General features: G+C 40.4%; 24 protein-coding genes and 1 riboswitch. Of the genes, 2 read left to right on the top strand and 22 right to left on the bottom strand.

The window, feature by feature from the left end; genetic code table 11:
* Positions 1 to 39: 39 nt before the first annotated feature.
* From tilS to pth, 11 genes are all read right to left on the bottom strand, one after another.
* A complete protein-coding gene (gene tilS, locus PQ456_RS00220) occupies positions 40 to 1,482 on the bottom strand; it encodes a tRNA lysidine(34) synthetase TilS (RefSeq protein WP_273614326.1) in 1,443 nt (480 codons plus the stop codon).
* 29 nt (positions 1,483 to 1,511) lie between these two features.
* Positions 1,512 to 2,462 carry a protein kinase domain-containing protein gene (locus PQ456_RS00215; protein WP_273614325.1) on the bottom strand — a complete coding sequence of 317 codons (951 nt, stop codon included), beginning with the start codon at positions 2,460 to 2,462 and terminating at the stop codon, positions 1,512 to 1,514.
* Between the two features lie 121 nt (positions 2,463 to 2,583).
* The gene (locus tag PQ456_RS00210; protein WP_204827308.1) at positions 2,584 to 3,111 is read right to left on the bottom strand and encodes a S1 domain-containing RNA-binding protein; all 528 of its coding nucleotides are present in this window, start codon (positions 3,109 to 3,111) and stop codon (positions 2,584 to 2,586) included.
* 138 nt (positions 3,112 to 3,249) lie between these two features.
* The gene (locus PQ456_RS00205) at positions 3,250 to 3,609 is read right to left on the bottom strand and encodes an FtsB family cell division protein (protein ID WP_273614324.1); all 360 of its coding nucleotides are present in this window, start codon (positions 3,607 to 3,609) and stop codon (positions 3,250 to 3,252) included.
* A gap of 199 nt (positions 3,610 to 3,808) precedes the next feature.
* Positions 3,809 to 4,093 carry an RNA-binding S4 domain-containing protein gene (locus PQ456_RS00200; RefSeq protein WP_273614323.1) on the bottom strand — a complete coding sequence of 95 codons (285 nt, stop codon included), beginning with the start codon at positions 4,091 to 4,093 and terminating at the stop codon, positions 3,809 to 3,811.
* Complete coding sequence (locus PQ456_RS00195; RefSeq protein WP_273614322.1) at positions 4,093 to 4,365, bottom strand: HU family DNA-binding protein; 273 nt, start codon at positions 4,363 to 4,365, stop codon at positions 4,093 to 4,095. The genes PQ456_RS00200 and PQ456_RS00195 overlap by 1 nt, the downstream gene beginning before the upstream one ends.
* 254 nt (positions 4,366 to 4,619) lie before the next feature.
* Entirely contained in the window at positions 4,620 to 6,107 is a 1,488-nt protein-coding gene (gene yabN, locus PQ456_RS00190; RefSeq protein WP_273614321.1) for a bifunctional methyltransferase/pyrophosphohydrolase YabN, read from the bottom strand.
* 39 nt (positions 6,108 to 6,146) lie between these two features.
* Positions 6,147 to 7,781, bottom strand: coding sequence for a putative polysaccharide biosynthesis protein (locus tag PQ456_RS00185; protein WP_273614320.1), 1,635 nt, complete (start codon positions 7,779 to 7,781; stop codon positions 6,147 to 6,149).
* 139 nt (positions 7,782 to 7,920) lie between these two features.
* Positions 7,921 to 9,045 carry a peptidylprolyl isomerase gene (locus PQ456_RS00180; RefSeq protein WP_273614319.1) on the bottom strand — a complete coding sequence of 375 codons (1,125 nt, stop codon included), beginning with the start codon at positions 9,043 to 9,045 and terminating at the stop codon, positions 7,921 to 7,923.
* A complete protein-coding gene (gene mfd, locus PQ456_RS00175; protein ID WP_273614318.1) occupies positions 9,032 to 12,556 on the bottom strand; it encodes a transcription-repair coupling factor in 3,525 nt (1,174 codons plus the stop codon). The genes PQ456_RS00180 and mfd overlap by 14 nt, the downstream gene beginning before the upstream one ends.
* 185 nt (positions 12,557 to 12,741) lie before the next feature.
* On the bottom strand, positions 12,742 to 13,302 hold the full coding sequence (pth, locus tag PQ456_RS00170) for an aminoacyl-tRNA hydrolase (protein ID WP_273614317.1): 561 nt from the start codon (positions 13,300 to 13,302) through the stop codon (positions 12,742 to 12,744).
* Between the two features lie 181 nt (positions 13,303 to 13,483).
* Here pth and PQ456_RS00165 point away from each other — a divergent pair, with 181 nt between their 5' ends.
* Positions 13,484 to 13,684, top strand: coding sequence for a hypothetical protein (locus tag PQ456_RS00165; protein WP_069326071.1), 201 nt, complete (start codon positions 13,484 to 13,486; stop codon positions 13,682 to 13,684).
* Positions 13,685 to 13,748: 64 nt separating this feature from the next.
* Here the strand turns inward: PQ456_RS00165 and PQ456_RS00160 are convergent, their stop codons facing one another.
* From PQ456_RS00160 to PQ456_RS00110, 11 genes are all read right to left on the bottom strand, one after another.
* Positions 13,749 to 14,702, bottom strand: a complete 954-nt coding sequence (locus PQ456_RS00160; protein WP_069326070.1) for a ribose-phosphate diphosphokinase — start codon at positions 14,700 to 14,702, stop codon at positions 13,749 to 13,751.
* A 199-nt stretch (positions 14,703 to 14,901) separates the two neighbouring features.
* Positions 14,902 to 16,287, bottom strand: coding sequence for a bifunctional UDP-N-acetylglucosamine diphosphorylase/glucosamine-1-phosphate N-acetyltransferase GlmU (glmU, locus tag PQ456_RS00155; RefSeq protein ID WP_273616207.1), 1,386 nt, complete (start codon positions 16,285 to 16,287; stop codon positions 14,902 to 14,904).
* 177 nt (positions 16,288 to 16,464) lie between these two features.
* Complete coding sequence (gene spoVG, locus PQ456_RS00150; RefSeq protein ID WP_204827298.1) at positions 16,465 to 16,752, bottom strand: septation regulator SpoVG; 288 nt, start codon at positions 16,750 to 16,752, stop codon at positions 16,465 to 16,467.
* 195 nt (positions 16,753 to 16,947) lie between these two features.
* Positions 16,948 to 17,784 carry a pur operon repressor gene (purR, locus tag PQ456_RS00145; protein ID WP_204827297.1) on the bottom strand — a complete coding sequence of 279 codons (837 nt, stop codon included), beginning with the start codon at positions 17,782 to 17,784 and terminating at the stop codon, positions 16,948 to 16,950.
* Between the two features lie 170 nt (positions 17,785 to 17,954).
* Positions 17,955 to 18,809, bottom strand: a complete 855-nt coding sequence (ispE, locus tag PQ456_RS00140) for a 4-(cytidine 5'-diphospho)-2-C-methyl-D-erythritol kinase (RefSeq protein WP_273614316.1) — start codon at positions 18,807 to 18,809, stop codon at positions 17,955 to 17,957.
* A 220-nt stretch (positions 18,810 to 19,029) separates the two neighbouring features.
* Entirely contained in the window at positions 19,030 to 19,305 is a 276-nt protein-coding gene (veg, locus tag PQ456_RS00135; RefSeq protein WP_069326066.1) for a biofilm formation stimulator Veg, read from the bottom strand.
* 106 nt (positions 19,306 to 19,411) lie between these two features.
* Positions 19,412 to 20,296, bottom strand: a complete 885-nt coding sequence (rsmA, locus tag PQ456_RS00130; protein ID WP_204827295.1) for a 16S rRNA (adenine(1518)-N(6)/adenine(1519)-N(6))-dimethyltransferase RsmA — start codon at positions 20,294 to 20,296, stop codon at positions 19,412 to 19,414.
* A 1-nt stretch (position 20,297) separates the two neighbouring features.
* A complete protein-coding gene (gene rnmV / locus PQ456_RS00125; RefSeq protein WP_273614315.1) occupies positions 20,298 to 20,846 on the bottom strand; it encodes a ribonuclease M5 in 549 nt (182 codons plus the stop codon).
* 197 nt (positions 20,847 to 21,043) lie between these two features.
* Entirely contained in the window at positions 21,044 to 22,162 is a 1,119-nt protein-coding gene (locus PQ456_RS00120) for a resuscitation-promoting factor (protein ID WP_373462010.1), read from the bottom strand.
* A gap of 323 nt (positions 22,163 to 22,485) precedes the next feature.
* Positions 22,486 to 22,709, bottom strand: a riboswitch (cyclic di-AMP (ydaO/yuaA leader).
* 195 nt (positions 22,710 to 22,904) lie between these two features.
* Positions 22,905 to 23,672 (bottom strand): TatD family hydrolase, encoded by a 768-nt coding sequence (locus tag PQ456_RS00115; protein WP_273614314.1) that lies wholly within the window; start codon positions 23,670 to 23,672, stop codon positions 22,905 to 22,907.
* 47 nt (positions 23,673 to 23,719) lie between these two features.
* Positions 23,720 to 25,042 carry an HD domain-containing protein gene (locus PQ456_RS00110; RefSeq protein WP_273614313.1) on the bottom strand — a complete coding sequence of 441 codons (1,323 nt, stop codon included), beginning with the start codon at positions 25,040 to 25,042 and terminating at the stop codon, positions 23,720 to 23,722.
* Positions 25,043 to 25,374: 332 nt separating this feature from the next.
* Between PQ456_RS00110 and PQ456_RS00105 the strand changes: the two genes are divergently transcribed.
* The gene (locus PQ456_RS00105; RefSeq protein ID WP_017815545.1) at positions 25,375 to 25,629 is read left to right on the top strand and encodes an AbrB/MazE/SpoVT family DNA-binding domain-containing protein; all 255 of its coding nucleotides are present in this window, start codon (positions 25,375 to 25,377) and stop codon (positions 25,627 to 25,629) included.
* The last annotated feature ends 241 nt before the right edge of the window (positions 25,630 to 25,870 follow it).

Below are 25,870 nucleotides of genomic sequence, written 5' to 3'. Positions count from 1 at the left end.
ACCTCCTACATTATACTTATCAAGCCGAATCGACGATAATCAAACATTTTCTTCAGTTTTTATTCGCCTCATATGTACTACACAAGAAGTACCCGGGTGTATCAAGGCTGATCCCGAACGTCGAATTCCTGGAATCCATAGCACTTGACCGTGCACATCAGCCACTAAAGGCAAAGTATTACGCTGAGATAATGGTATTTTCTCATCGATAAAAAGATTTTTAACTTTCTTGGTACCGCCTTTTTCGTTCAGTTTGAATACATCGCCTGGACGGCGAGAACGCAAACAAAGCGGAAAAGTCAGTAAATCCGCATCAAACCATGCTTCTTCCAAAGAAAGTTCCATCTGATCTGAATCATTCCTACTCCATGGTAATAATCGGATATCTAATTGCTCTTTGGCAAAAGGGATAGATATCACTTCATTAGTACGCAAAATCGGAATACAATATGGTTCATAAAGCTTTGGTGTACCTCGTGTCAACTGGATATGCTGATACTCGCGGCGACAAATAACTTTATCTCCAATATCCAGACTCCAAGTCGTAAGGTCACTTTGCATAATCTGCCCCCGAACCATCTCAATTTTGGAAAAATCAAATTGTTCGTAAGATGGTGACAGATAACTCAATATTAGTTTAATCAACCTCCGTTGTAAAGCGACATGCACTTCGACGAAAGAAGCAACTTCAAATGAAAACGATCCTTCTTCTTCTTTAACCAATTCCGCGTATAACGTCCCTGTTTCCTCTTGAATATAATCATTTTCAGTTCCGACAATTTCAGCAAGCCTTCCCAGAGAAGGTACAAGCTGCTCATTAAATTGCTCTAAAAATGGTAAAACATCCAATCGAATACGGTTACGCGTATACTTGCGGTGAAGATTACTGCTATCTGTAATATACCCAAAATGGCATTCTTCACAGGCATGAATCAAGGTCGTCTTGTATATACGTAAGAACGGACGTATAAGTTCCACATTTTTTTCAGTTCTTCGCATTTTTATTCCGCTTAATCCTTCTGCCCCTGCTCCGCGCAATATTCGCATCAATACCGTCTCCGCTTGATCATCCAAATGATGAGCCAGTGCGATAGAATGTGCTGACCATTTGGTAGCGATTCGATGCAAAAAATCATACCGTAATGTACGGGCTGCTTCTTGTGGCCCTTGACCAGTCTGCTCTATATACGCAGGAGTACTGACTTCCTCCAACTCAAAAGCAATCCCTAGATCAGAAGCAATCTGCCGAACTACCTGCGCTTCTTGAGCAGATTCTTCGGGTCGAAATCCATGATTCAGGTGAGCACAGATGAGCGTCCACTGATATTCATCGGATAAAGCATGCAAAACATGAAGTAGCGCCACAGAATCAGGGCCGCCTGAAACAGCGACAACTATCGTATCGCCTCTAGACCAGAGCTTCTGTTCATGTACAAGTGTTCTGACATGCTCTAGCAACGATTGCCATGTCTGTCCACTCATCGTCACTCTCTCCGTTTCTTGATCGTTTTTTACTTTTTAAAAAATAAAGCAATAAATAACGCAATACTCAAAATGATAATAGACCAGATAAACGCATTTTTTAAACGTCGGGTCACCGGATCACCATCCGGGGATTTACTACCCAAAAAGCGTGAGCCACCGACTGCTTTCCACATATGATAAGCTTCGCCGGTACTTTTAAATTCTCCACGCAAAGCGCGTTTTAACCAATCTGCATATAATGTCAATCCAGGTGTCCGATCAATCAGTGACACAAGATCAGCAACACTTCGTATTTGTGGCAATTGAGTAGCTATGATTTGCTGTAATCCAGCCTCATTAAATAACTTGATACACATCACAGCAAAAGCAAATAGATCATACGCGTAATCACCTGTGCGATTGCCTGCTTTCCAGAATTTGCGATCATACCATTCTGTAAATTGATGCAAACTTCGCCCTGCTTGTATCGCCCCACCATAATCGATAAGTTCTACCTGTCCTTCGTCTGTAATAATCACGTGCTCAGCTTTTAAGTCACCAAATACCCAATTGGCTTCATGCAATTCACGTAAAATATCAAGCACACCTAAGCCTGCTTTACCGAGATTTTCACTGCCTTTTGCGCGAAGGAAGTTAGTTAATGTCTGACCTTTTACATATTTCATCACATAAAAAGGAATAATTAATCCGTCTTCTTCATAATCATCCGCATCATACAGATAACGATTCACCTGATTTTTTCCTGTTTCTTTCCAATGCTTATGTAAAGAAAAAAGAAGTTTGATCTCGGATTGTAACGTACGATTGTAAGTGCCCATTTTCAAAGCGTACAGATTGCCGTTCACTATAGCAGACACTAAATAAACGGTTCCATTGGTTCCGTTGCCCAGTACGCGTTGCACCATATACTGTTGTCCTCTAGTTCTTCCGCTAATCATAGTACCTGGCGGCAATTCCGAATTAGTTGATATTGACACCGGGCTTCTCCTTCTCCTCTGAGGGCAGTCTAGATTTAGTGTACCATACCTATAGCAAAAAAACCGCAGATGCCAGGGCACCTACGGTCATTATTGATATGTTCTATATGCAAGGTAAGGATTAACTACGCTTGGCACCACGGCCTCCACGCTTGGATTCCGTATTTTTTTTGAGTGAAGAAATGCGTTCCTCACTATCTTTCATGAAGCGTGTCAATTTATCATCAAACGAAGGCTTGCCAACTGCTGGCTTGTTGAAAGAACGACCTCCACGATCACCGCCACCGCCGCGATTAAATCCGCCGCCGCCTCCAGAACGCTCTCCGCCATCTCTACCGCCGCCACCGCTGTTGCGTTGCTCAAAGCTACGCTCTGGACGAGGTGGTCTAGAAGATGGTGCTGGTTCTGCTGGTTTGTCAACTGCTTGTTTGATCGAAAGTCCGATTTTACCGTCTTTGTCTACATTGATGACTTTAACAGTAACGACGTCGCCCATTTTAAGATGGTCATTAACGTCTTTTACATAGTTGTCGGCAATTTCCGAGATGTGAACAAGACCAGTGACACCTCCCGACAAATCTACAAATGCTCCAAAGTGTGTTATTCCTGTCACTTTGCCTTCTAACTTGGTGCCCACTTCAATTGCCATAGAGTAAAATAATCCTCCCTTAAAATATACAGTAAAATCCCTTACGGATTACAATCTGCGTTGATTAAATTATAACGGAAGCCGAAAATAAGGTCAACTCACTAATACTCAGTTTTACGACTTATTTCACTTCATTATTCATTTACTATCTGTTGCCTCTGTTGCCCAAATCGGTGTTTCGCCTGGTAAATACATACCATATTGCTTACGAGCGACTTGTCCGATATATTCCGGGTCTTCCAATCGCTTCACTTCACTTTGCGATTGAGCAAATGCTGCATCTGCTTGTTGCTTCTGAACTTGATGCTGAGTGAGTTCTTCTTTTTTCTCCGCTAAATGTATAGATTGCATAATGAACGTATACATCGCCCAGCCTAGGAATAACACCATGAAAAGCATCCAAATCCGTAGCCGTCTGCGCGCCCCATTGTTTCCCTGAGATGACTGATTATTTGTTTTGTAGTTACCGCTTCGAATCGGCGTAGGTTTTGAGTTCATTGGGTTGCCTCCTTGATGGTCTGTCGTCATTACATCGCTAACATTACATTTTAATTAACATTACCACAAAATAACGATTTGTAACACTTTGTCGACAAATTAAAAGAAAAAACAAAAAAGGCTGTCTCCAAGTCCGCAGACGTGAAGACAACCTTTTTCAATAACAAGCAACCCGTGTATGATTGGATATTCACCAACATTATTCTCTAGAAAAAATATCATCCTGTCTTACGATAGGCTCTTCTTTGAGCAATGTATACATCGTTGCTGCTTCTTCTTTGCGCGTACTATCCGCCAAACGTTCTACTTGTACAGTGACTAGCTTTTGTCCAAACTGAACGGTAATCTCGTCACCGACTTTGAGCGTAGCACTAGGCTTGGCTTCACGTCCATTCAACAGGACTCGTCCCTGCTCGGACACATCTTTTGCCACAGTACGGCGCTTGATCAGTCTCGATACTTTCAGGAATTTGTCCAGACGCATTAGTTTACCGCTTCTTTAAGCTTGTTACCTGCTTTGAACGCAGGAACAGTAGATTCGGAAATGTTGATTTCTTCACCTGTTTGCGGGTTGCGTCCGGTACGAGCTGCACGTTTGCGAGTTTCAAACGTACCAAAACCGATCAATTGAACTTTATCGCCTTTTGTTAATGCATCTGTGATTTCACCAAGGAAACCGTTCAATACTGTTTCAACGTCTCTTTTTGTCAATCCGCTGCTTGTGGAAATGTTGTTAATCAAGTCTGTTTTATTCATTATTCAAAGCCTCCCAAATATTCAAAGAAATATAGCTGCGTTATTCAGATTGTCTATTGATGCACAATATGTTTACGCAAAGTTGCTTGCCTACAGTATATTACATTCTTCATGACATCCCAAATTCCTCTATGTTTACTGGAGTAATTGGTGCCATAAGCATCATAGCATACCGTAAGCGTGTGCTTCAACGCTGCTAGAAAGATCATAACATAAGAACGTATGCTCTGCTTATTTTTTTCGAAATAATTGAATTACTGTTTATTTTGTAATTTGGCTTCATCCCATAGCTGATCGAGTTCTACCAAAGACATAGACAGAATATCTTTACCCTGCGTGTGTAATGACTGTTCGATATATTGAAATCTGTGTTTGAATTTGCGATTAACCAGTGCTAGCGATTGCTCAGGATCGGCATTGATAAAGCGAGCAATATTGACTGCACAGAAAAGCACATCGCCTAACTCCAATTGCTGATCCAGTGCCTCATGACCTTCACGTACAGCTTCTTTCAGCTCTAGCAATTCTTCATCCATTTTGGCAAAAGCTCCTTCGATATTTTCCCAATCAAAGCCTACTTTTGCTGCTTTTTTCTGGATTTTGTAAGCTGTCAGTAGTGCAGGCAGATCCCGTGGAACACCGTCTAACAGAGAAGCTGTAGCATCTAACGTACCTTTGAGTTTTTTCTCTTCGACTTTCATAGCATCCCAATTTTGGAGAGCAGTCTGTGCGTCATTGGCTTCGCGGTCACCAAATACATGCGGATGACGGAAGATCAGCTTTTGATTCAGACTTTCAATCACATCATAGACTGTAAAAGCTCCTGTTTCTTCTTCGATTTGAGCATGCAGCATAATTTGCAACAATACATCGCCCAATTCTTCTTGCATATGTTCTGGATCATCATCGTCTATCGTTTCTAACACTTCATACGTTTCTTCGATAAAATTCTGACGAAGCGATTGGTGTGTCTGCTCTTGATCCCACGGACACCCACCCGGACTACGCAAAATTCCTACAATCTCATGCAGACGAGCAAATGTACGATTACGAATCTGTTCATCTTCTGTACGAGGTACATAGATCAGCGATAAATTGCCATAATTTTCGGTACGATCTAATTCATATACAGGTGTGCGTTCGATGATTTCTTTGCCTTGCACTCCTAGATAATGACACACGATCACTTCAAAATCATCTGGATACAGCTCCATCAAACTTAATTTCACATCGGAAGCTGTAAACGTATCATAGACTTGCCCAATTACCGTATGAAGCTGAGGTTGAAGCAATTGAGCATTAAGCTGAGCCGCATCGAGCAACTGAAACCCTTCGATAGGATCAAATCCTAGACGGGTAAATGCTTCATCCAAAAAGCTTTCCCCGCCTAGTACATTTACAGTGATATTCAGCGCTTGTCCTTGTTCACGCAAAATCTGAACCGTTTTCTCAGCGACCATCGGATGACCGGGTACAGCATAGATAATTTCTTCTGTATCTAGCCCTTCCACTGCCGCTTGTAACAACCGATTGGCAATCTCGGCATACACTTCTGGAAATGAATTTTTCGATTCATATACCTCATCAAATGTTACAAAATCAGCCTCTAAAGCTTCTAATGCTGGATGATCTTTGGTACGAACAAATAGCTTTTCAGCTTGTTCCAATTTACGAAAAATACCGACTGTTAATTGATCTACATCTCCTGAACCGAGTCCTACTATTGTAATTTGTGCACTCATATTTGTCCTCCTAACCATTGGTATATCAACTGTATGTTGTTATGAAATTAATTTGAATTTTTGCAGTAATTTAGCTAATTTCTTACCTATTTTCGGCAAAGCAATAATCTCTGCGGTAGTCATAATTTTCAATTGGAATATACCACCTGCAAATACAATTGCACCGATAACTACTCCGCCTAATGTGATCAGAGACGCTTGAATACGTCCATCCAGTCCCCAGCGATCGAATACATATTCAGCCCCGAACATCCATGCAATAACAGCGCAAGACATTACCATAACCAAAAATAAAGGCTTGAACAAATCTTGCTTCCATGTCACTTGTAGACGGGTTAATCGTATCAATAACCATGTATTTAAAACAGCAGCTACCGCATAACCAATAATGCCGGCAAATGCAGCACCTGTAATACCGAAATAAGGAACCAGTACAATATTAAGCACTGCTTTGACGACAGTCGCAAGTAACAAATGTACTGCTGGAGCTTTGACAGAACCCATTCCTTGTAATAACGCTGCTGTTACGATCGACACAGTAGCTCCTACGCCTGTAAAAGCTAACCAGCGCATCGCTTCACTACCTGCATCGTCTTGATACAACATAATATCTAGTGGAACGGCTAGTACCGCTACACCAGCTGACGCGGCAAGCCCAAGCAACCAAAACCAACTTAATGCCTGACGACTCTGTGATTGCACCAGATCCATTCGGTCACGTACTCTAGCATCTGCCAGTGCAGGAATAAACAATACAGATAAGGATGTAGCTAGCATCGACATCAACTGTACTAACGGCATTCCTCGATTGTATATCCCGAATTGTACCATAGCCTCAGCTTCACTCCAGCCAATTCCTTTTAATAGACGTGGAACCGTAAATGTATCTACTAGACTAATTAAAGGCGCCGATAATGATCCCAAGCAGATCGGTAGTGCATAGAGCGATAATGCTTTGAGCAACGGAAATACAGGCTCGTGAACACTATTTGGTATCGAAGATGGCGATAACCTCACCGCTGATTTTTGACGATAAATCCACCAGTAGATCAACATCACCAATAAACCAGCAGCTCCACCTGCAGCAGAACCAAATGTAGCACCCGCCGCAATCCAATCATCTGCGGCTCCATTGCGGTCTAACATCAGCAGTAAAATAACCATTGCAGCTACACGAATGGTCTGCTCAGCGACCTGAGAGACTGCTGTAGGGATCATATTATGCATTCCCTGAAAATATCCCCGTAGCCCCGCCATAATCGGCACTAACGGCAAAGCTAGCGCTGAACTACGTATAGCGGCTTCCGTATGACGATTATCGATCCAGTCTGCCAGTAAAGGTGCTCCTATGTACATCAGAATGCCGCCTACCACGCCTAGAACAATCAACATCACAGATGAGATTGTTAAAACACGCCTTGCTCCTTCTTCATTACCTGCTGCGATCCGTTCAGCTACAAATTTGGAAACAGCTGCTGGAAATCCAGCGGTAGCGACAAGAAGAACTAGCGTATAAAAAGGATACACCGCATTATAAATACCGAATACTCCATCTCCTCCGATATTCTGCAACGGTATTTTTTGGATCGTACCGATTAATTTAGATAACACAGCTGCCAATGCTAATATAAATGCTCCTTTAAGCATACGTGAAGATGGAGAGGATTCTTTCATATGCACGGTGCTCCTTTCTAGCCAGTAGTGGCATTCTTTTTTCGGAATAAATTACACAAAAATAGCGCGGAGACTCCGCGCTATTTGTTTTACCCATTCAATCTACTTTTTGCTATAGAAGCCAATCAGTCATCAAATATTATTTACTGCTCTCTGCTGGTGCTTCTGTAGAAGTACCTTCTGTTGCAGGTGCAGTTGTTGTTGGAGCTGTTGTTCCCTCTGTAGCTGGCGCTGTTGGAGCCGTTGTACCTTCTGTCGGCGCTGTAGCAGCTGGAGCTGTTTCAGATTTAGGTAAATTTTTCTTCGTAATCATACCTGGTACTTCTTTAGACATATATTCGCTGAATTTTTGAGAAGCAATTTGAGATTTGATTGTTTCTTTTTCTTCAGCCGTTAGATCAGCAAATGCTTTTTCTGTACGAGCTTCTACTTTAATAACATGGTAACCGTAATCTGTTTTCACTGGATCACCGATCACACCGATTTTTTGTTCCAATACTGCATTTTTGAAGCCTTCAACCCAATTTCCGACTTTCTCATTTTCGTAAAGACCACCTTTGTCTTTAGAACCTGCATCATCAGAATATTTTTTAGCGATTGTTGCAAAGTCTGCTCCGCCATCTAATTTAGCTTTCACTTCTTTAGCTATTTTCAATGCTTGAGCATCTGTACGAGTTTTACCATCAGCAGTTTGTAGTCCGATCAATACGTGACGTACAGAAGCTGTTGTGTAATCTTTTTTGTTGTCATTGTAGTATTTCTCTACATCTGCATCTGTAACTTTTTCTTTCATTACTTCAGAAGCAGTCAATACACGTGTCATATAGTCTTTAACATCTTGCTCTGTCAAATTAGCTTCTTTGAGCATAGTAGCTAGTTGTTCAGGATCTACACTTGTTTTGAATTGAGCTAGTTGTTCTTCACCTTGTTTAGCACCGGCAGTTTTTGCTGCTTCGCTTGCACTGTCATCAAGAGATTTGTAAGCTATCTCTTGCTCTAGCAAAATTTCTTTATATTCGTCCATATCAAACATTTGAGCATATTGAGGAGAGAAGAATTTCATCATACTTACTTCATGATTAAATTCATTTTCAGTGATTGTACCGCCTTTATACTCGGCAACCACCGGACTTGTATCTTTCGTTTCATCATTCTTTGTTTCCGCGGTTGTTCCTTTGTTACAAGCTGCTAACAGACTGATGCACAGAATAGCAACTACTGCTAACATCGTCGTTTTCCGCGCAGCTTTTTTAATTGGCCACATCCTGTAGTTCCCCCTTTAGTTTGAATGATTCCATGATAGCCTCGAGGAATTGGCAAAGCAGTTCAAGCAGCTCGCCATCCGTTAGTCCTTTACCTTTGACTTGAATAACCATATTGGAACCCTGATTAAATTGTACACGTCTTTCGAAGCGATTGCCAACTTGGGACAGTTTGCTCAAATTGAACGCTTTTTCTTGCCCTGTATGGAACTTCAGCAACACATCGTCTCCGCGGCGCGAAATATTTTCGATACCGTAGCGTTTGCCGTACAGCTTGAGTCTTGCCACTTGTAACAACTGTAATACCGCTTCAGGCAATTCGCCAAAACGATCTAACAGTTCATCTTCAAGCTCGCTAATATCATCAAAAGCAGACAATACAGCAACTTTTTTGTAAATTTCTATTTTTTGGATACTGTCATAAATATAATCAGCTGGTAGATACGCGTCAATAGACAGATCAATAACAGTATTCCAATCGTTCGCTTTGGTATCTTCTTCGCCTAGCATTGTCACTTTACGTTTCTGAATTTCTTCAGCTAGCATTTGTGAATACAGGTCGAACCCGACCGAAGCGATAAAGCCTGATTGTTCAGCCCCTAGAAGATTACCTGCTCCACGAATCGATAAATCACGCATCGCAATTTTGAAGCCTGAACCCAGTTCTGTGAATTCTTTGATCGATTGCAGACGTTTCTCCGCTACTTCAGTTAAGACTTTATCCCGTTGGTACGTAAAATAAGCATACGCGATTCGGTTCGAACGTCCAACCCGTCCACGCAACTGATACAACTGAGAAAGCCCCATTTTATCAGCGTCATGCACAATAAGCGTATTCACGTTTGGAATATCTACGCCTGTCTCAATAATACTGGTACTTACGAGTACATCGAATTCGCCATCTAAGAAATCAAGAATTGTTTTTTCCAATTCTTGTTCAGACATTTGACCATGCCCGACAGCGACTCTTGCATCTGGAACCAGTTCAGAGATTTGAGCTGCCATTTCGTGAATCCCTTGAACTTTGTTGTAAAGGTAATAAATCTGACCACCGCGAATCAATTCGCGCTCTACAGCTTCACGAACCAATGTATAACTATGTTCAACCACATAAGTCTGAACAGGGAAACGATTCTCTGGTGGCGTCTCAATAACAGAAAGATCACGCACACCTAGCATCGACATATGAAGCGTACGCGGAATTGGCGTCGCTGTCAGCGTCAGCACGTCTACATTGGTTTTGAGACGTTTTAACTTTTCTTTATGTGATACACCGAATCGTTGTTCTTCATCGACAATCAATAGACCGAGGTCTTTGAAAATAATATCTTGAGACAATAGACGATGGGTACCGATCACAATATCAACTGTACCTTGCTTGATGCCTTTAATCGTATCATTCTGCTCTTTACGCGTACGGAATCGACTCAATACACTAATATTAAAAGGATATTCGGCAAACCGCTCTCGGAATGTCTCATAATGCTGTTGCGCCAAAATCGTAGTCGGTACCAGAATAGCCACTTGCTTGCCTTCAATAGCAGACTTAAATGCTGCACGAATAGCCACTTCTGTTTTCCCGTATCCTACATCACCGCAAAGCAAACGATCCATCGGACGCGTTTTTTCCATATCTTTTTTGATTTCATCAATCGCACGTAATTGATCACGAGTCTCATCATAAGGGAAAATATCTTCGAACTCTTGCTGTTCAGCCGTATCTTTTTCAAATCCATATCCAGAAGCTTCTTGACGCTCTGCATATAATTTGATGAGATCATCTGCAATATCTTGAACAGAAGAACGAACTTTACTTTTCACTCTAGTCCACTCATTACCACCAAGCTTGTAGACTTTAGGTTCTTTTTCTTCAGAGCCTACATACTTCTGGATCAGATCGATCTGTTCGATCGGTACAGACAGCTTATCGCCACCTGCATACATAATATGCATGTAATCTTTGTGAATACCAGCGACTTCAAGTGTACCGATTCCCATATATTTACCGATACCATGATTTTGGTGAACAACATAGTCACCTACTTTAAGCTCGGTATAACTACGAATTCGTTCTGCATTATCTACATTTTTGCTAACTTTGCGTACTTTACGTTGCTTTTTGGAGAACATTTCGCCTTCGGTAATAACCGCCAAATTAATCGATGGTAATTCAAATCCTGTTTGCAGACTGCCATCAATCATAATAGGTGTCTCGATATCGTAATCGTCAAGAACCCGGCGCACACGCTCCATCCGTTCTTCACCATTAGCGACCATTAATACTTGAATCCCTGCTTTTTTCCAGCGTTCCATCTCAGACTTGAGCACGTTCATTTGCCCATGGAAATCCTGCATCGTACGACTGACAAAGTTAACAATATTACCTGGAAGCACATGCGGAACCTGACGTAAAAAGATCGATGTCCAGATCGTCTGGAAGCCACTGCGATACATAATATCATCTGTATCTCCAGCAAGCTCAAGTGAAGGCAAGTTTTTGCCGTTTTGCAATAAATGCATATTCCATTCTGATTCATCCCGCTCTAATTGCTTGGCTGTTTCGAGCAATCGTGCAGGTTCTTCCATAATCAGAATCGTATCTTCAGGCATGTAATTATACAAAGTCACCTGCTCTGGATAGAGCAAGCTAATGTATTTATAGATTTCCGGGAAATAGATATGTTGACGCATCAATTCAATCTCGCGACCAATTTCTTCGCGCAGACGAATTTTTGCCTGACGATCTGTCATTTTTTCGATTTGCATTTCAAGGCGAACTGAAGCTTGATCTGCCGCTTGATTCATACGATTACGGTCTGCAATAATTTCGCGGCACGGGTTAATCGTGATAGATTTCACTTTATCAATAGAGCGCTGATCATCAGGATCGAAAGTACGAATCGAATCGATATCTTCATCAAATAATTCAATTCGATACGCCAAACTCGCTGTTGCAGGATAAAAGTCAATAATCCCACCACGTACACTCATTTCACCGCGTGATTCTACACGTTCTACGCGTTCATAGCCAAGTTCAATCATACGGGTTAAAAATGTATCTAGAACCAGTGTACCGCCTTCTTGTAATTCAATTTCAGCACCTGCTAATGATTCTGGAGCAGGCACAAAGCGCCGAATACCGGAAAAAGGCACAACAACAATGCCTCTGAATCCAGCAGCACATTTCATCAATACATCAATGCGTTGTGCTAATGTCTCCGGGCTTGATATTGCTGATTCTGCGGCTACCAATTCATTAGCTGGATATAACAAAACCTGCTCAGGTGTTAGCGCTTCCTGTAAATCTTCAGCAAGCTTATGAGCAGCAAACATATTATGAGTGACGACCAATAATGGTCTTTGGACTTCTGTGAACAGACTAGCCATCATGATCTGGCGTGAAGAACCGGATAAACCGGAGATGAGTTGTTCTTTCATCCCGGACACAATACCAGATGTAACAGAACCAAAATCCTTGTCTTTGGCAAATGCTTGTATCAGAGTTTCTAACAAAACGGCACCTCACTTATCCTTAGGTAAAAACGGTAAAACGACAAATCGGATTCATCTCGATTTGCCTACAAACAACCGCCTTCTTATCTAACCTGTGTTACAGATCAGCATCAAAGGCGGTACTTATGAATTTGGGACAGTTGTCAATGTCTGTAATTGCTTATGAATTAAGGCTTATTATAGCATCAACCGTTAAATTTAGCCATCGTCTGCTCAAAGGTATGCTTTAAGCTATATTCCATCGCATTACAAGCATTTTCGATCATTTCGTCTAGCAATTCTTTTTCTTTTTTGGCAAAAGGAGAAAGTACATAATCGACAATTGCATATCCAGGTGCTGGTCTTGAAATTCCCATACGAATACGATTAAATGTCTGTGTACCTGTATGTTGAATAATCGACTTAATCCCATTATGTCCACCTGCACTACCTTGATAACGCAGACGAATCTTGCCTGTTTCGGTATCCATATCATCATAGACGACAATAAGATCTTCCAGCGGTACTTTATAATAATCCATATATCCTCTGATCGCTTCGCCCGACAAATTCATATAGGTCATAGGTTTAATTAAAACGACTTTGACCCCATCAATATGTCCTTCACCGATCAGTGATTTACTTTTAGCTTGATTAATAGCAATCCCGTGACGATCTGCTAAGCGATCCAATGCCATAAAACCAACATTATGACGGGTTTTGGCATACTCAGATCCGGGATTGCCCAAACCTACAATCCATTTCATTGGTACATATCCTCTTTTCTTTGAAAATATACAATCATCCAAAATGTAAAGGTTGCTATATTATCGTGCAGTCACTAACATTTTTTGCTAAAATCAAATTATTGAATACGTATCATACTTTTGATACTTATCTGCAAATGATCAACTTCACGACTAACCAGTATAGAGAGGGGGATTCAGCATGTACACCTTTGGGCAGCAATTGCTGAAAAACCGTCATTTTTATGATCATTTTAAGCAGGAAGTGCCTGTGCAGATTTATCGTCGTGATATTCCTGTCGATATCGGAATGATTACGGCGTATGATCACCAGTTTATCGAGGTGAATCGTGTATTGTATCATCGGCAACGTCATGTGTTTCTTTCAAGACCCGGGTATTAATAGATACGCCGATAAGGGTTACTCGCCTCAGATGGGGCAAGTAACCCTTTTATTACATCAACGCTTATTCAATTTCAAATAGTTTACTGATCGATAGCTCTTCATGAACACGAATAATCGCTTCGCCCATAAGAGGTGCTACCGACAATACTTTTAATTTACTTGTAGGATTAGGATGCGTGATTGGAATTGTATCTGTTACAATCACTTCTTTAAGCGGCGAATTTTCCAGACGATCCATAGCCGGACCAGACAATACTGGATGTGTACAACAAGCATACACTTCTTTTACTCCACCTTCGATCAAAGCATTTGCACCCAAAACGATTGTACCCGCTGTATCAATAATATCATCAACCAATATGGCTGTTTTACCTTCGATATTACCGATAATGTTCATCACTTCACTCACATTCGGTTCAGGGCGACGCTTATCAATAATTGCAAGCGGAGCACTTAGTAGATCAGCAAGCTTACGCGCGCGCACTACACCACCGTGGTCAGGAGAAACGACAACAGGATTTTCAATTTTTTTGGAACGGAAATATTGAGCCAAAATAGGCACTCCAAGTAGATGATCTACAGGAATATCGAAGAATCCTTGAATCTGCATAGCATGTAAATCCATAGCGATAACGCGATGAGCGCCTGCTTTTTCAATCAGATTTGCTACCAATTTAGCTGTAATTGGATCACGTGAACGTGCTTTACGGTCTTGACGTGCATAGCCGTAATATGGAATAACCACATTAATACTTTTAGCAGAAGCACGTTTTAATGCATCTACCATAACTAGCAGTTCCATCAGATTATCATTGACAGGTGCACAAGTAGATTGGATTACATAGACATGGCAACCACGAACACTTTCAGACAACTTCACCTGAATCTCTCCGTCACTAAATCCAGTCGTACGAGATTCACCCATAGGAATACCAATATAGTCAGCAATCTGTCCCGCCAACTTAGGGTTAGAATTACAAGTGAAAATTTTTAATTTAGAATCACAATAAGTCATAATGGTTAAAACCCTCCGTGGTGGTTCATTGGAATGCTTATCAACTCGGCGTTCATTTCTCTTTAGATCCGTCAAATCATACAACAAGCATTATATATTTCATATTATATAATAATTCTTTAGCGAATAGTGGCATTTTGTTGGTAAGAATAGATAATAATTTTAGTTCTAGCGCATTATTTTCTGCTATAACTGTTAATTATTTCTTTTTTTCATGAATTGCTTTCGCTTTTGCACGAATTTTCTCAGCATATCCTGATTTGTTTTCTTGACGTTGACGAGCGATAGCCATATCGTTTGCTTCTACATCTTGTGTAATCGTAGAACCAGCTACCACATACGCACCATCACCTACACGTACAGGAGCAATCAAGTTAGAATTACTACCAATAAATACATTATCACCGATTTCAGTGATTGATTTGTTAAGTCCATCATAATTAGCTGTAATCGCTCCACAACCAATATTAACGCCTGAACCTACAACAGCATCCCCTACATAGCTTAGATGAGGAATTTTGGAACCTTGGCCTACTGTTACATTTTTGAGTTCTACAAAGTCGCCGACTTTCACTTGATCGCTTAACTTTGTACCCGGGCGCAAGTATGCGAATGGACCGATATTACCTTCAGCTCCTACTTCTGCTCCAGAAAGAATAGATTGACGTACAGTCGAACCATTTCCAATAGTTGAATCTTCTATCTCTGTATTCGGGCCAATTATACAATCTTCACCGATAACAGTATGACCGTTTAGAATCGTTCCCGGATAAAGTACAGTATCGGAACCAATCACAACATCTGCTCCAATATAAGTAGCGGATGGATCGATAATCGTTACACCGTTTAGCATATGTTTTTTGGCAAGACGTGCACGCATAAAACCTTCTGCTTCAGACAATGCTAGACGATCATTAACACCGATCGATTCTGCTAGATCAAATGTTTCGTAGGCAGCTACCATTTCGCCTTGTTCACGCAAAATTTTGATGCAATCAGTCAAATAATATTCCTGTTGTGCATTATCGTTAGTAATCTGAGAAAGCGCCTGGAACAATTTACTGTTATCAAAACAATACGTACCTGTATTGATTTCTTGAACAGCTAATTCTTCAGGTGTACCTTCTTTTTGCTCAACAATCTTCTGTACACTACCATCTGATCCACGAATAATACGACCGTATCCTGTCGGATCTATCATCGAAGCTGTTAAAATAGTTACTGCTGCTCCCTGACTTTCATGGTTAGCAATAATGTTTTCTAACGTTTCAGGAGTAACAAGCGGTGTATCTCCGCAAATAATGATTGTCGTTCCTTGTTCGGTACCAAGCAATGATTCAGCTTGTTGAATCGCATGACCTGTTCCTAATTGCTCACTTTGTAGTGCATATTCAGCACGATCTCCCAAATAAGCTTGTACTGCTTCAGCGCCATGCCCTACAATAACGACACTTCGTTCACACTGTACTTGTTGTACAGCATCTAGTACATGACCGACCATCGGCTTACCACATACCGGATGGAGTACTTTGTACAATTTGGATTTCATGCGTTTGCCTTTACCTGCTGCAAGTATAATTGCCATTCTTTTCGAATCCAACACTACAGACCTCCTTGTAAAACTCATATATTTACATCATTTTTTATTAGATATGTTGTTAAAACTCCCTAATGAATATATCTTATTCCAGACAAAAAGAAAAGGGAGCCACAATGTAGCTCCCTGTGGCTCCCTTTTCTTTCAAACCCCAATAAGTAAACGTTAAGCACCTTCTTCGATCACTTCTTCTTCTTCCACTCCTGCACGTTCGTACTCAGCCAATACAGCTAACTGAATCTTCTCGCGAGTTCCAGAAGAAATAGGATGCGCTATGTCGCGAAACTCACCATCCGGTGTCCGTTTGCTTGGCATTGCAACAAACATTCCATTGTTACCATCAATTACACGAATGTCATGAACGACAAATTCGCTATCAATTGTGATGGATGCGATTGCTTTCATTCGGCCTTCGGAATTCACTCGGCGGAGTCTTACATCCGTTATTTCCATATGTGTTCACCACCTTTGTCTATAAAGACTTAGATTGTGTAATTCCACACATAGAAGCCAAATTCCTTCTTTTTTCTCCAAAATAATTGTGTATTTTTTTATTTTATTTATTTTTAGGCTCGATTTCTACCGATTTCACATGATTTTAATGATATTCGTTCTCATTACTAAAATGAAAATCATTGGCAAAAAAGCTTAATTAGAATCATTTTCAAAGTAGTTGCCAGGTTGTACCGTAATTTTTTTGTTTTTAGGATCGATATCAGTTACTTTCGCAAGTGACACATAATCTGCCCACAAACGATCATCCGTGTCGACAGAACCTGATTCCAATAGTACCCCTACACCCGCAACCGTTGCATTGAACTCTCCCAAAAGATCAACCATTCCTTGAATCGTACCGCCAGCTTTCATAAAATCATCAATAATCAATACGCGAGATTTTTCTTTTAGCGCGCGACGCGACAACGTCATCGTGTGCAAGCTCTTATGAGAACCGGATACATAGTTAATACTTACTGCTGATCCTTCTGTCATCTGATGATCACGTCTTACTAATACCACCGGCAAATTCAATTGCGTGCCTGTAGCATGAGCTAGCGGAATCCCTTTTGTTTCTACCGTCATAATCACATCGATCGGCGTATCTGCAAATGCAGAAGCAAAAATCTTACCCACTTCATTCAAAATAGCAGGCTGCCCTAGCAAATCAGACATATAAATATAGTTACCTGGAAGCAGACGATCAGGTTGTCCCAATTGACCGCATAATTCTTCCATAAAAGAAAATGCTTTTTCTTTGGCAAGCTTCGGAATATACTTCACTCCACCTGCTGCTCCTGCAAGTGTCAACAACTCTCCTGTGCCATCTTCTTCAAAAACTTCTTTGATAATGGTCAGATCCTCACTAATCGATGATTTGGCCGCTCCGTATCGATCAGCGAAAGTGGTTAATGGAATTAGCGTATGTGGTCGTGAAGTTAAATATTGAGTTAATTCCACTAACCGCGCGCTTCTCTTTAATTTTTTCACCGTAACGCCTCGCTATCTACAAAATATTGACATTTTATACCCTAAACCCGAATAATTAAAGTGAATATAACATTTTTGTACGTGTTTGTAAAAGAAAATCGCAATCTTTTTCTCTTATGGCTTATCATCGAGCACCATATCGAGTAAAAAAGACTGCGATTTGAAATCAGTTAAGTTAGTATTCGTACAGCATATACTTCTTTACAAAATCCTCTTAACCCGTTGTAGACACGAGCTACTTTAGATTCTTTTGAAATCAATCCAAATACCGTAGGGCCGCTGCCTGACATTAATACGCCATCAGCTCCAAGCTGGATCATCGCCTGCTTCAACTGCTGTACTTGCGGATAATGAGTCAGTGTCACATCTTCAAGCACATTGCCAAGCTGATCACAGATTTCATCAAATGATTTATTTTCTAACGCTTTCTGCATTTCGATAGCAGAAGGGTGTTTGGCTACTTTATCAGCGCGGAAACGTCCGTATACATCAGCAGTCGATACATTGATCGGTGGCTTCGCGAGAACGACCCAGCAATCCGGTGGACTGGTAAGTGGGGTTAAAAGCTCTCCACGTCCTGTTGCTAACGCTGTACCGCCTGTAATACAGAATGGCACATCAGAACCGATAGAAGCACCTAGCTCCATCATGTCGTCGTGAGGAATCTGGAGGTTCCAGAGACGATTCAATCCTCTAAGCGCTGCGGCAGCATCACTACTACCTCCAGCTAGACCTGCAGCAACTGGAATCTGCTTATCGATATGAATATGTACGCCCTGTTTGATATTATATTTTGCTTTGATTTTTTGAGCAGCTTGAAAAGCAAGATTTTTCTCATCCAAAGGAATATATCCGGCTTGACTGGAAATTTGGATCGTATCTCGAGACAATTCAGTGAGTGTCAGCCGATCTGCTAAATCGACCATCGTCATAATCATCTCGACCTCATGATAACCATCCGGTCGTTTATGTAACACATCCAGCATCAGGTTAATCTTCGCTGGTGCTTTTTCATATATCTTCATGCTGTTCCTCCACCCTCAACATTCCATCCGAACGATTTGATACGCTGCGTACGGGTTCCTGTGCTTATCATTGCGAATAATCCATATTATAAAAAAAATGAAGTATAAAGTCTATTAATATGGGTATCGGGTTCCGTTCATATCTATAAAATGTAGTCACAAAACAAAACAGTCTCTACCCCGAAAGGAGATAAAGACTGTCTTATGATAAAACAGTTATTCAATTCCCAACATATTCGATTCGTGTCTGACAATCGTCATCACAGACGGTGACTTCCACAGAATCTGTTAATATATCGGCATAGCTGTAAGACACACGTTCAAATGTCTGATGCTCTTCAGCGAGCTTGACAATAAAAACAGAAGGGTAGGTCTCTTCCAAAACTCCGGTTCGTTCGATGGTCTTCTTACGACCACCATTAGCACGTAACGTAATTTTGTGCCCTACATGAGCATCAAGACTACGTTTGATTTCCAAAAGCGCATTGTTAGCCATTGACTACAACCACCTCTTTCCCTCCTCATTATATCAAAGAAAAGATGGTTTGTCAAATGAACATTAAATTATAGCAGTATTAAATTTATCTTGTCAACGAATTTTTTTAGCGGATACCTGCTTTCAAAAATACACTGCTCAAAGTCGCATATTCTTGCAAACTAAGTGTTTCTCCGCGTCTAGAAGGTTCAATTCCTGCTTCTGCCAAAAGCTGCTCTAATTGCGTACGATCTCCACCTTCAAAGTAGCGACTGCGCAAGTTATTGGCAATCGTTTTACGACGTTGTACAAAACAAGATTGCATCAATTCAAAAAAGTAAGCTTCATCTTCGACTTCTACTGCCGGACGATCACGCAGTTTTAAGCGAATCACAGCAGATTCTACATTAGGCTGTGGGATAAATACTGTTTTAGGCACAATACAGATCAATTCAGGCACGCAATAATATTGCACAGCAATACTCAGACTTCCGTAGTCTTTGCCTCCAGGAGGAGCTGCCATGCGCTGAGCGACTTCTTTTTGGATCATCACTACAATATTATCCAAAGGAAGGCGTTCTTCCAACAGCTTCATAACAATCGGTGTCGTGACATAGTACGGTAAGTTAGCAACTACACTTACTTTTTCAACTTCACTAAAATCTTCACGAAACAATTGATGTAAGTCGACTTTAAGCACATCATCATGACGTACTTTAGCATGTGGATAAGGTTCTAGCACTTCTTTCAAAATTGGAATTAAGCGACGGTCAATCTCAACCGCTGTTACTGCACCCGCTTCTTGGGCTAATCGTTCGGTCAATGCGCCTATCCCCGGTCCAATCTCTAAAGCTCCATTTTCAGGTGTTAACTCGGCAGCTTCTACAATTTTGTTCAAAATATTCGAATCGATCAAAAAGTTCTGACCGAGACTTTTTTTAAATGAAAATCCATACTTATTTATAATTTCTTTGGTGCGTTTGGGTGTCGCTATATCTAGTCGTTCATCCATATTATTGTTCTTCCTCCGCTTCCATTTGTGAAAGTGCTGCTGCAAATTCTTCACGGCTTATTCCAAAAATGCGCAAACGCTTATGGAACTGTTTTCCGTTGCCATACCCTATCCCTAACAAGTTGCCCATTTTCATTCTTCGCTCTGCTGCATCTGGCTGCATTACCAGTCCTGTCATAATCAAGTCTTCCCAATCGATCAAAATCTCTGCTTCTGGCATTTCAGAATGTACACGTGCAAGTGCTTCACGAATCGCTTCAGGCGAAGCATTCTCAACACCGATATCACCTTTGAGCGTAGCTTCGCTTTCAGGAATAAAAGCATGTTTACAACCAGGTACTTTCTGCGCGACGATCTTACGTATCCGTTCACCAGCAAAATCAGGATCTGTTAATATGATCACACCGCGGCGTTCTTGAGCTAACTTCACCCGACGAATAACATGAGCTCCAATCGCTGAACCACCAGTTTCGATCGTATCCGCGTCTACAGCTCGTTTAATCGCTACTGTATCGTCTCTACCTTCCACCACAATCACTTCTTTAATCACGTTGATTGTACGCTTCCCTTCACTCTGTAAATAATGACCTCTATCTATTCACTATAAATTGATCTTAACAGAACAAAAAGAAGAGGAATATTCCTCTTCTTTTTGTTTTCCTTATTCACGCTCATGGTTAATATTATTTATATCATATAACAGATGACTGGGCTTAAGCAATGGCGTTATCCCAATCAACACCCTGACTAGGGTTTAACCGGACCAATTACATATACAGTGTAACCGGATTTACGTCCAAATGCTCTCGCTTGGCTCAAGCTGTCTATATATACGTCGATTTTATTACCGTTAATAGCACTACCGGTATCTTCAGCACGGCGGAAGCCAATGCCTTCAATGTATACCCACCATCCCATAGGAATGACACTCGTATCGACTGCAATCGTACGACCTTCTGTTACACGTGCTCCAGAAGCAGTCACTGTACCTAGACCAGGTTCTTGAGACGAATAAGCAGTAAGAGATACATTGTTCAGTACTTTCGCATAAGAAAAATCTACACCTGCTTTGGAAGTACTATTACTGGAACCTCCACTAGATGATGCAGCTGCAAGAAGCTTAGGCTCTTCTTTTTTGGTACCTATTGCTACAATCTTATCTTGCACTTTTGCGGTTGTTTTTTTATCAACCATACGTTTAGAGACGAATTCTCCATCTTCGTATACTTTCTCGATGTATTGAACCACTTTACCTGTTTGACCACTTTGTACTAACTTTGTTTTACCTTCAACCATAGAAGCATCGGTTTTTTTAACAGTTTGATAAGGAATCTTTACAACTTTTTTCGCTACAAACGATTTGGTGCGAACAATCTTGATATCCATATTGTCATGAACTGAAGATTCCATTGCTGGTGTAAGTTGATCTTGACCTGACAATGTTAATCCAGCTTGCTCCAATGTGTTACCAACTGTCTTAGAGGTGGTATAGATTTTCTTCGTACCACCATCTGCCGTAATGTTTACTGCAACCGCATGGTTAATGTAAACTTTATCGCCATCTTGAAGTGCGCCATTCATCGGCATTGACACTTTATCTTGTGGTGCCACTTTAATTTGATTTTCATCAAGCAGTTGAGAAAGCATCAATTTACGTGTTTCCACGGTTTGTGCTTTGCCGTCAATGACAACAGAAATATTTTTACCCGCTTGATTATAAAGTAGGGACAATAGCATCGCTGCAAGAGCGATAACCAATAATGCAGCCCACAATACATAGCGTAGATTTTGTTGCTTCCAACTCAGCGCATAAGACATGCTGGATGAGCGCGAACCATGGGTTTTTTCGAAAGGAGCAATTGCCACTTCTTCCGTCCTCCTTCATAGTCTCGCCGTCTAGCTGTGACGTAATTGTATATGACGCGACTATATAACAGAATTTTCACAGGCTGATCGTAAGCATAAGATTATCGAATCTGTGTGATAATCTTTCGTGATGTTCAAAAATGCCTGCGCCATGGTCAGTCTAAGGGACATACCTAATATCTGAAAGATCAAGCTTCAAATATCGTATCTCTATACCTTTTCCTTTTGCCCAAAACAAAAGAAGCCTCTGGAAAAGAGCAAGAGCAACTTTTCCTTGGCTTCCGACGTATTTGAATACAGTTCGGAAAACGTTAGAAAATACGAGGTTGCCTCTGCATCGCTTACGGGGTTAGCTGTCGGATTCGGACACATTGTATTGCTTGCCCTTTGAAGGCTCCTCCGCTCATGGCGCGAGTACCTCCAATTCACCCCATAGACCCTGTAAAAGGAATCATACATAATGACTTCGGTATTCTGATAATAATGGCTTGAAGACATATGTTGGTTCCCCCGTTTTCCTATGCAGGAAACTCAGCGAGACCGAATCATGGAATCTTGCGTGATAACAGCAAGATTAAATCACTGATGAAATAATATCCCGAACCCAACCCTCATGTAAAGCGACGAGCAAGCACGTTTTTCTGAATAAATGGTTAAAAAGTTGTCATATTCTTCGATTTTTTGATGATAATTTATTCATATATCCGTTTAACGATGTTTTTTGCGTGATTTACTCTGTTTTTCATCGAATGCCAAATCGTTCCAGTGCATTTTTAGTTGTAATTGTACTAATTTCTTCCAGTGATACCCCTTTTAGCGCTGCTGCCGCTTCTGCTACAAGTGTCACATAACCGGACTCATTTCGTTTTCCACGATAAGGATGTGGTGTCAAAAATGGGGAATCTGTTTCAAGTAAAAGACGGTCCATCGGAACCTTTTGTAACACCTCTTTAGGTTGCTTCGCATTTTTGAATGTAATCGGTCCTCCAAACGATAAATGGAAGCCCATATCAAGACACATTTTGGCTGTTTCCCAGCTACCTGAAAAAGAGTGCATCACTCCTCCGACTTCATGTGCATTTTCTTCACGTAAAATCTTTACAATATCTTCGTGTGCATCACGATTATGAATCACAATCGGCATATGAATGGAGCGTGCCAGACCAATTTGTTCACGTAATACTTTGTGTTGCACTTCTTTTGGAGAAGTATCCCAGTGATAATCAAGACCAATCTCACCGATAGCAACTACTTTCTCATGTTTGCATAACGATTCGATCCATTCGAGATCACCAGGTTGCATATGAATCGCATCTACAGGATGCCAACCTATCGCTGCATATATAAATTCGTAACTTTCTACCAATTCCATTGTGGTTGGAATCGTTTCGCGGTTGAAGCCAACATTGATCATACGTGTTACACCCTGTGCATAAGCACGTTCAATGACTTCTTTACGATCATCGGCAAATTCAATCGAATCCAAGTGAGTATGTGTATCAAATAACATATATTTTTCTCGCTCCTTCTCTGTTTTACACACTTTTTTCTTTTATTTTAGATTTCAAATTCCATTTGAGGTGGATTGATTTTATTTTCAAATATTGCTGCTACTTCTTCTGATAACTGATGAATGACTTTTTCCAATTTATCCTGCGGATAGTAGAGATGATATCGACCACGATGAATACCGCTGATTGAACGTACAATATCCGATACTTCTGAAATTTCTTGAATACGATTTTGACGATCTAATAGTAGAATTTGTTTTTCCTTTTTAGGATCGCCCGGACGAAATACATCATAAGGAAGATCAGTTGGAAAATCGATTTCCAGATCATATTGAGGATGCAATCCCACTCTAGCAAATTCATTTCGAATACTATCGATCGTTTCCAAATCAATTAAATCGGTCTCTACATATTTATACAGTCTACGTTGCATAAAGCGATGACACACATCTGCAAGAATTTCATCATCTTCTCGTGTCCACTGCATAAAAGCTGTCTGTACTAATGCTTCATCTAGCAATAAATAATCATGTACTTGAATATTTCCTTCAAATAAAGCAGGTAACGGGTACGGTAAAAATTTAAATGCAAATCCTTGATCGAACAATTCTTTAGCCCGGCGGAAAATCTGTCGCAAAACAATATCCGAACTTCGAGTTACAGGATGAAAGTACACTTGCCAGTACATTTGATAACGTGCCATCAAATAATCTTCAATCGCATGCATCCCAGATTCTTTAACCACTACTCTACCATTATGAGGACGAAGCATCCGCAAAATACGATCCACATCAATCGTTCCATAATTCACGCCTGTAAAATAAGCATCACGTAACAAATAGTCCATACGATCAGCATCCAGCGGACTAGACACCAAATTGACAACAATCGGTTTTTCATAATCTTTGCGAATAACAGAAGCGACTCGTTCAGCCAGACCTGTTTCTGCTTCTTCCAATACACGGTTTACTTCTGTATCGCCAAGCAGAATACGACAGGTCCATTCTTCATGATCCATATCAAATGCTTCTTCTATAGAATGTGAAAAAGGTCCATGACCCAGATCATGCAATAAAGCTGCACACAAAGCTACTAGACTTTCTTCTCGCGGCCAATCTTCATAACCACCACGTTCAAATTGAGAAATAATACGACGTGTAATTTCATACACACCTAATGAATGAGAAAATCGACTATGCTCTGCTCCATGAAAAGTTAAATAAGAAGTTCCCAATTGTCTGATACGACGTAATCTTTGAAATTCAGGTGTATTAATCAATGTCCAGATTAAACGATCTTGCACGTGGATATAATTATGTACAGGATCTTTAAATACTTTTTCTTCTCCTAAAGGTTGTACAGGCTTCAAAACAAACTCCTCCTTCTATCTCTAAAACACAACTATTTAAAATTAAAAATAAATTCTTCGATGATAATGTCGAATGATGTCGGTATATACAAGTTACGAATTTCCAAATCGACAAAATAATTTTAAGCCCATAATACCTTATAATACCGCTATATAAAAATATTTTTTCAAAAAAAACAGAAAAAAACTCTATTTTTCTCAATTTATAGGTTGACTGATTTGGGAAACGTTGGTATTATGAATATCATAAAACATAGAAATTTGTCGAATGATAGCACATCAAACAAACCAATAACAACTAATATATTTAAATTTGAGAGGATTGATCAGTAATGATGAAATCAACTGGTATTGTAAGAAAAGTAGACGAATTGGGCCGCGTAGTAATTCCTATCGAACTTCGCCGTACACTAGGTATCGGAGAAAAAGACGCTTTGGAAATCTACGTTGATGGCGAACGCATCATGCTTAAAAAATACGAGCCTGCTTGTATTTTCTGTGGTAATGCTGAAAATGTAACTTATTTTAAAGGAAAAATCGTTTGTAATGAATGTATTTCCGAAATTCCTGTCCCTGTGACAAAATAAATAAAATAGGTTATACTAGAATTATCAACTTATTAATTCTAACCTTTTTAATATCTCCTTGGGCCTTTACTCAGCATTTTGTCTGGGTAAAGGTATTTTTTTGCTTTCTTTTGGTTTTCAAAAAAAGGCTTGGCGTTTATTATACTTCCTTTTGCATAGTACTTCCAATTTACACATCAAAAAGGAATCTTAAACAATTTAAGATTCCTACATTATGTTACCTGTTTGAATATTCATTTTT

Source organism: Paenibacillus kyungheensis (assembly GCF_028606985.1).
In the GTDB taxonomy this organism is placed as follows: domain Bacteria; phylum Bacillota; class Bacilli; order Paenibacillales; family Paenibacillaceae; genus Saccharibacillus; species Saccharibacillus kyungheensis.
Note: the sequence above shows the minus strand (reverse complement) of the source record. Positions and strands in the feature narration are given on the sequence as shown.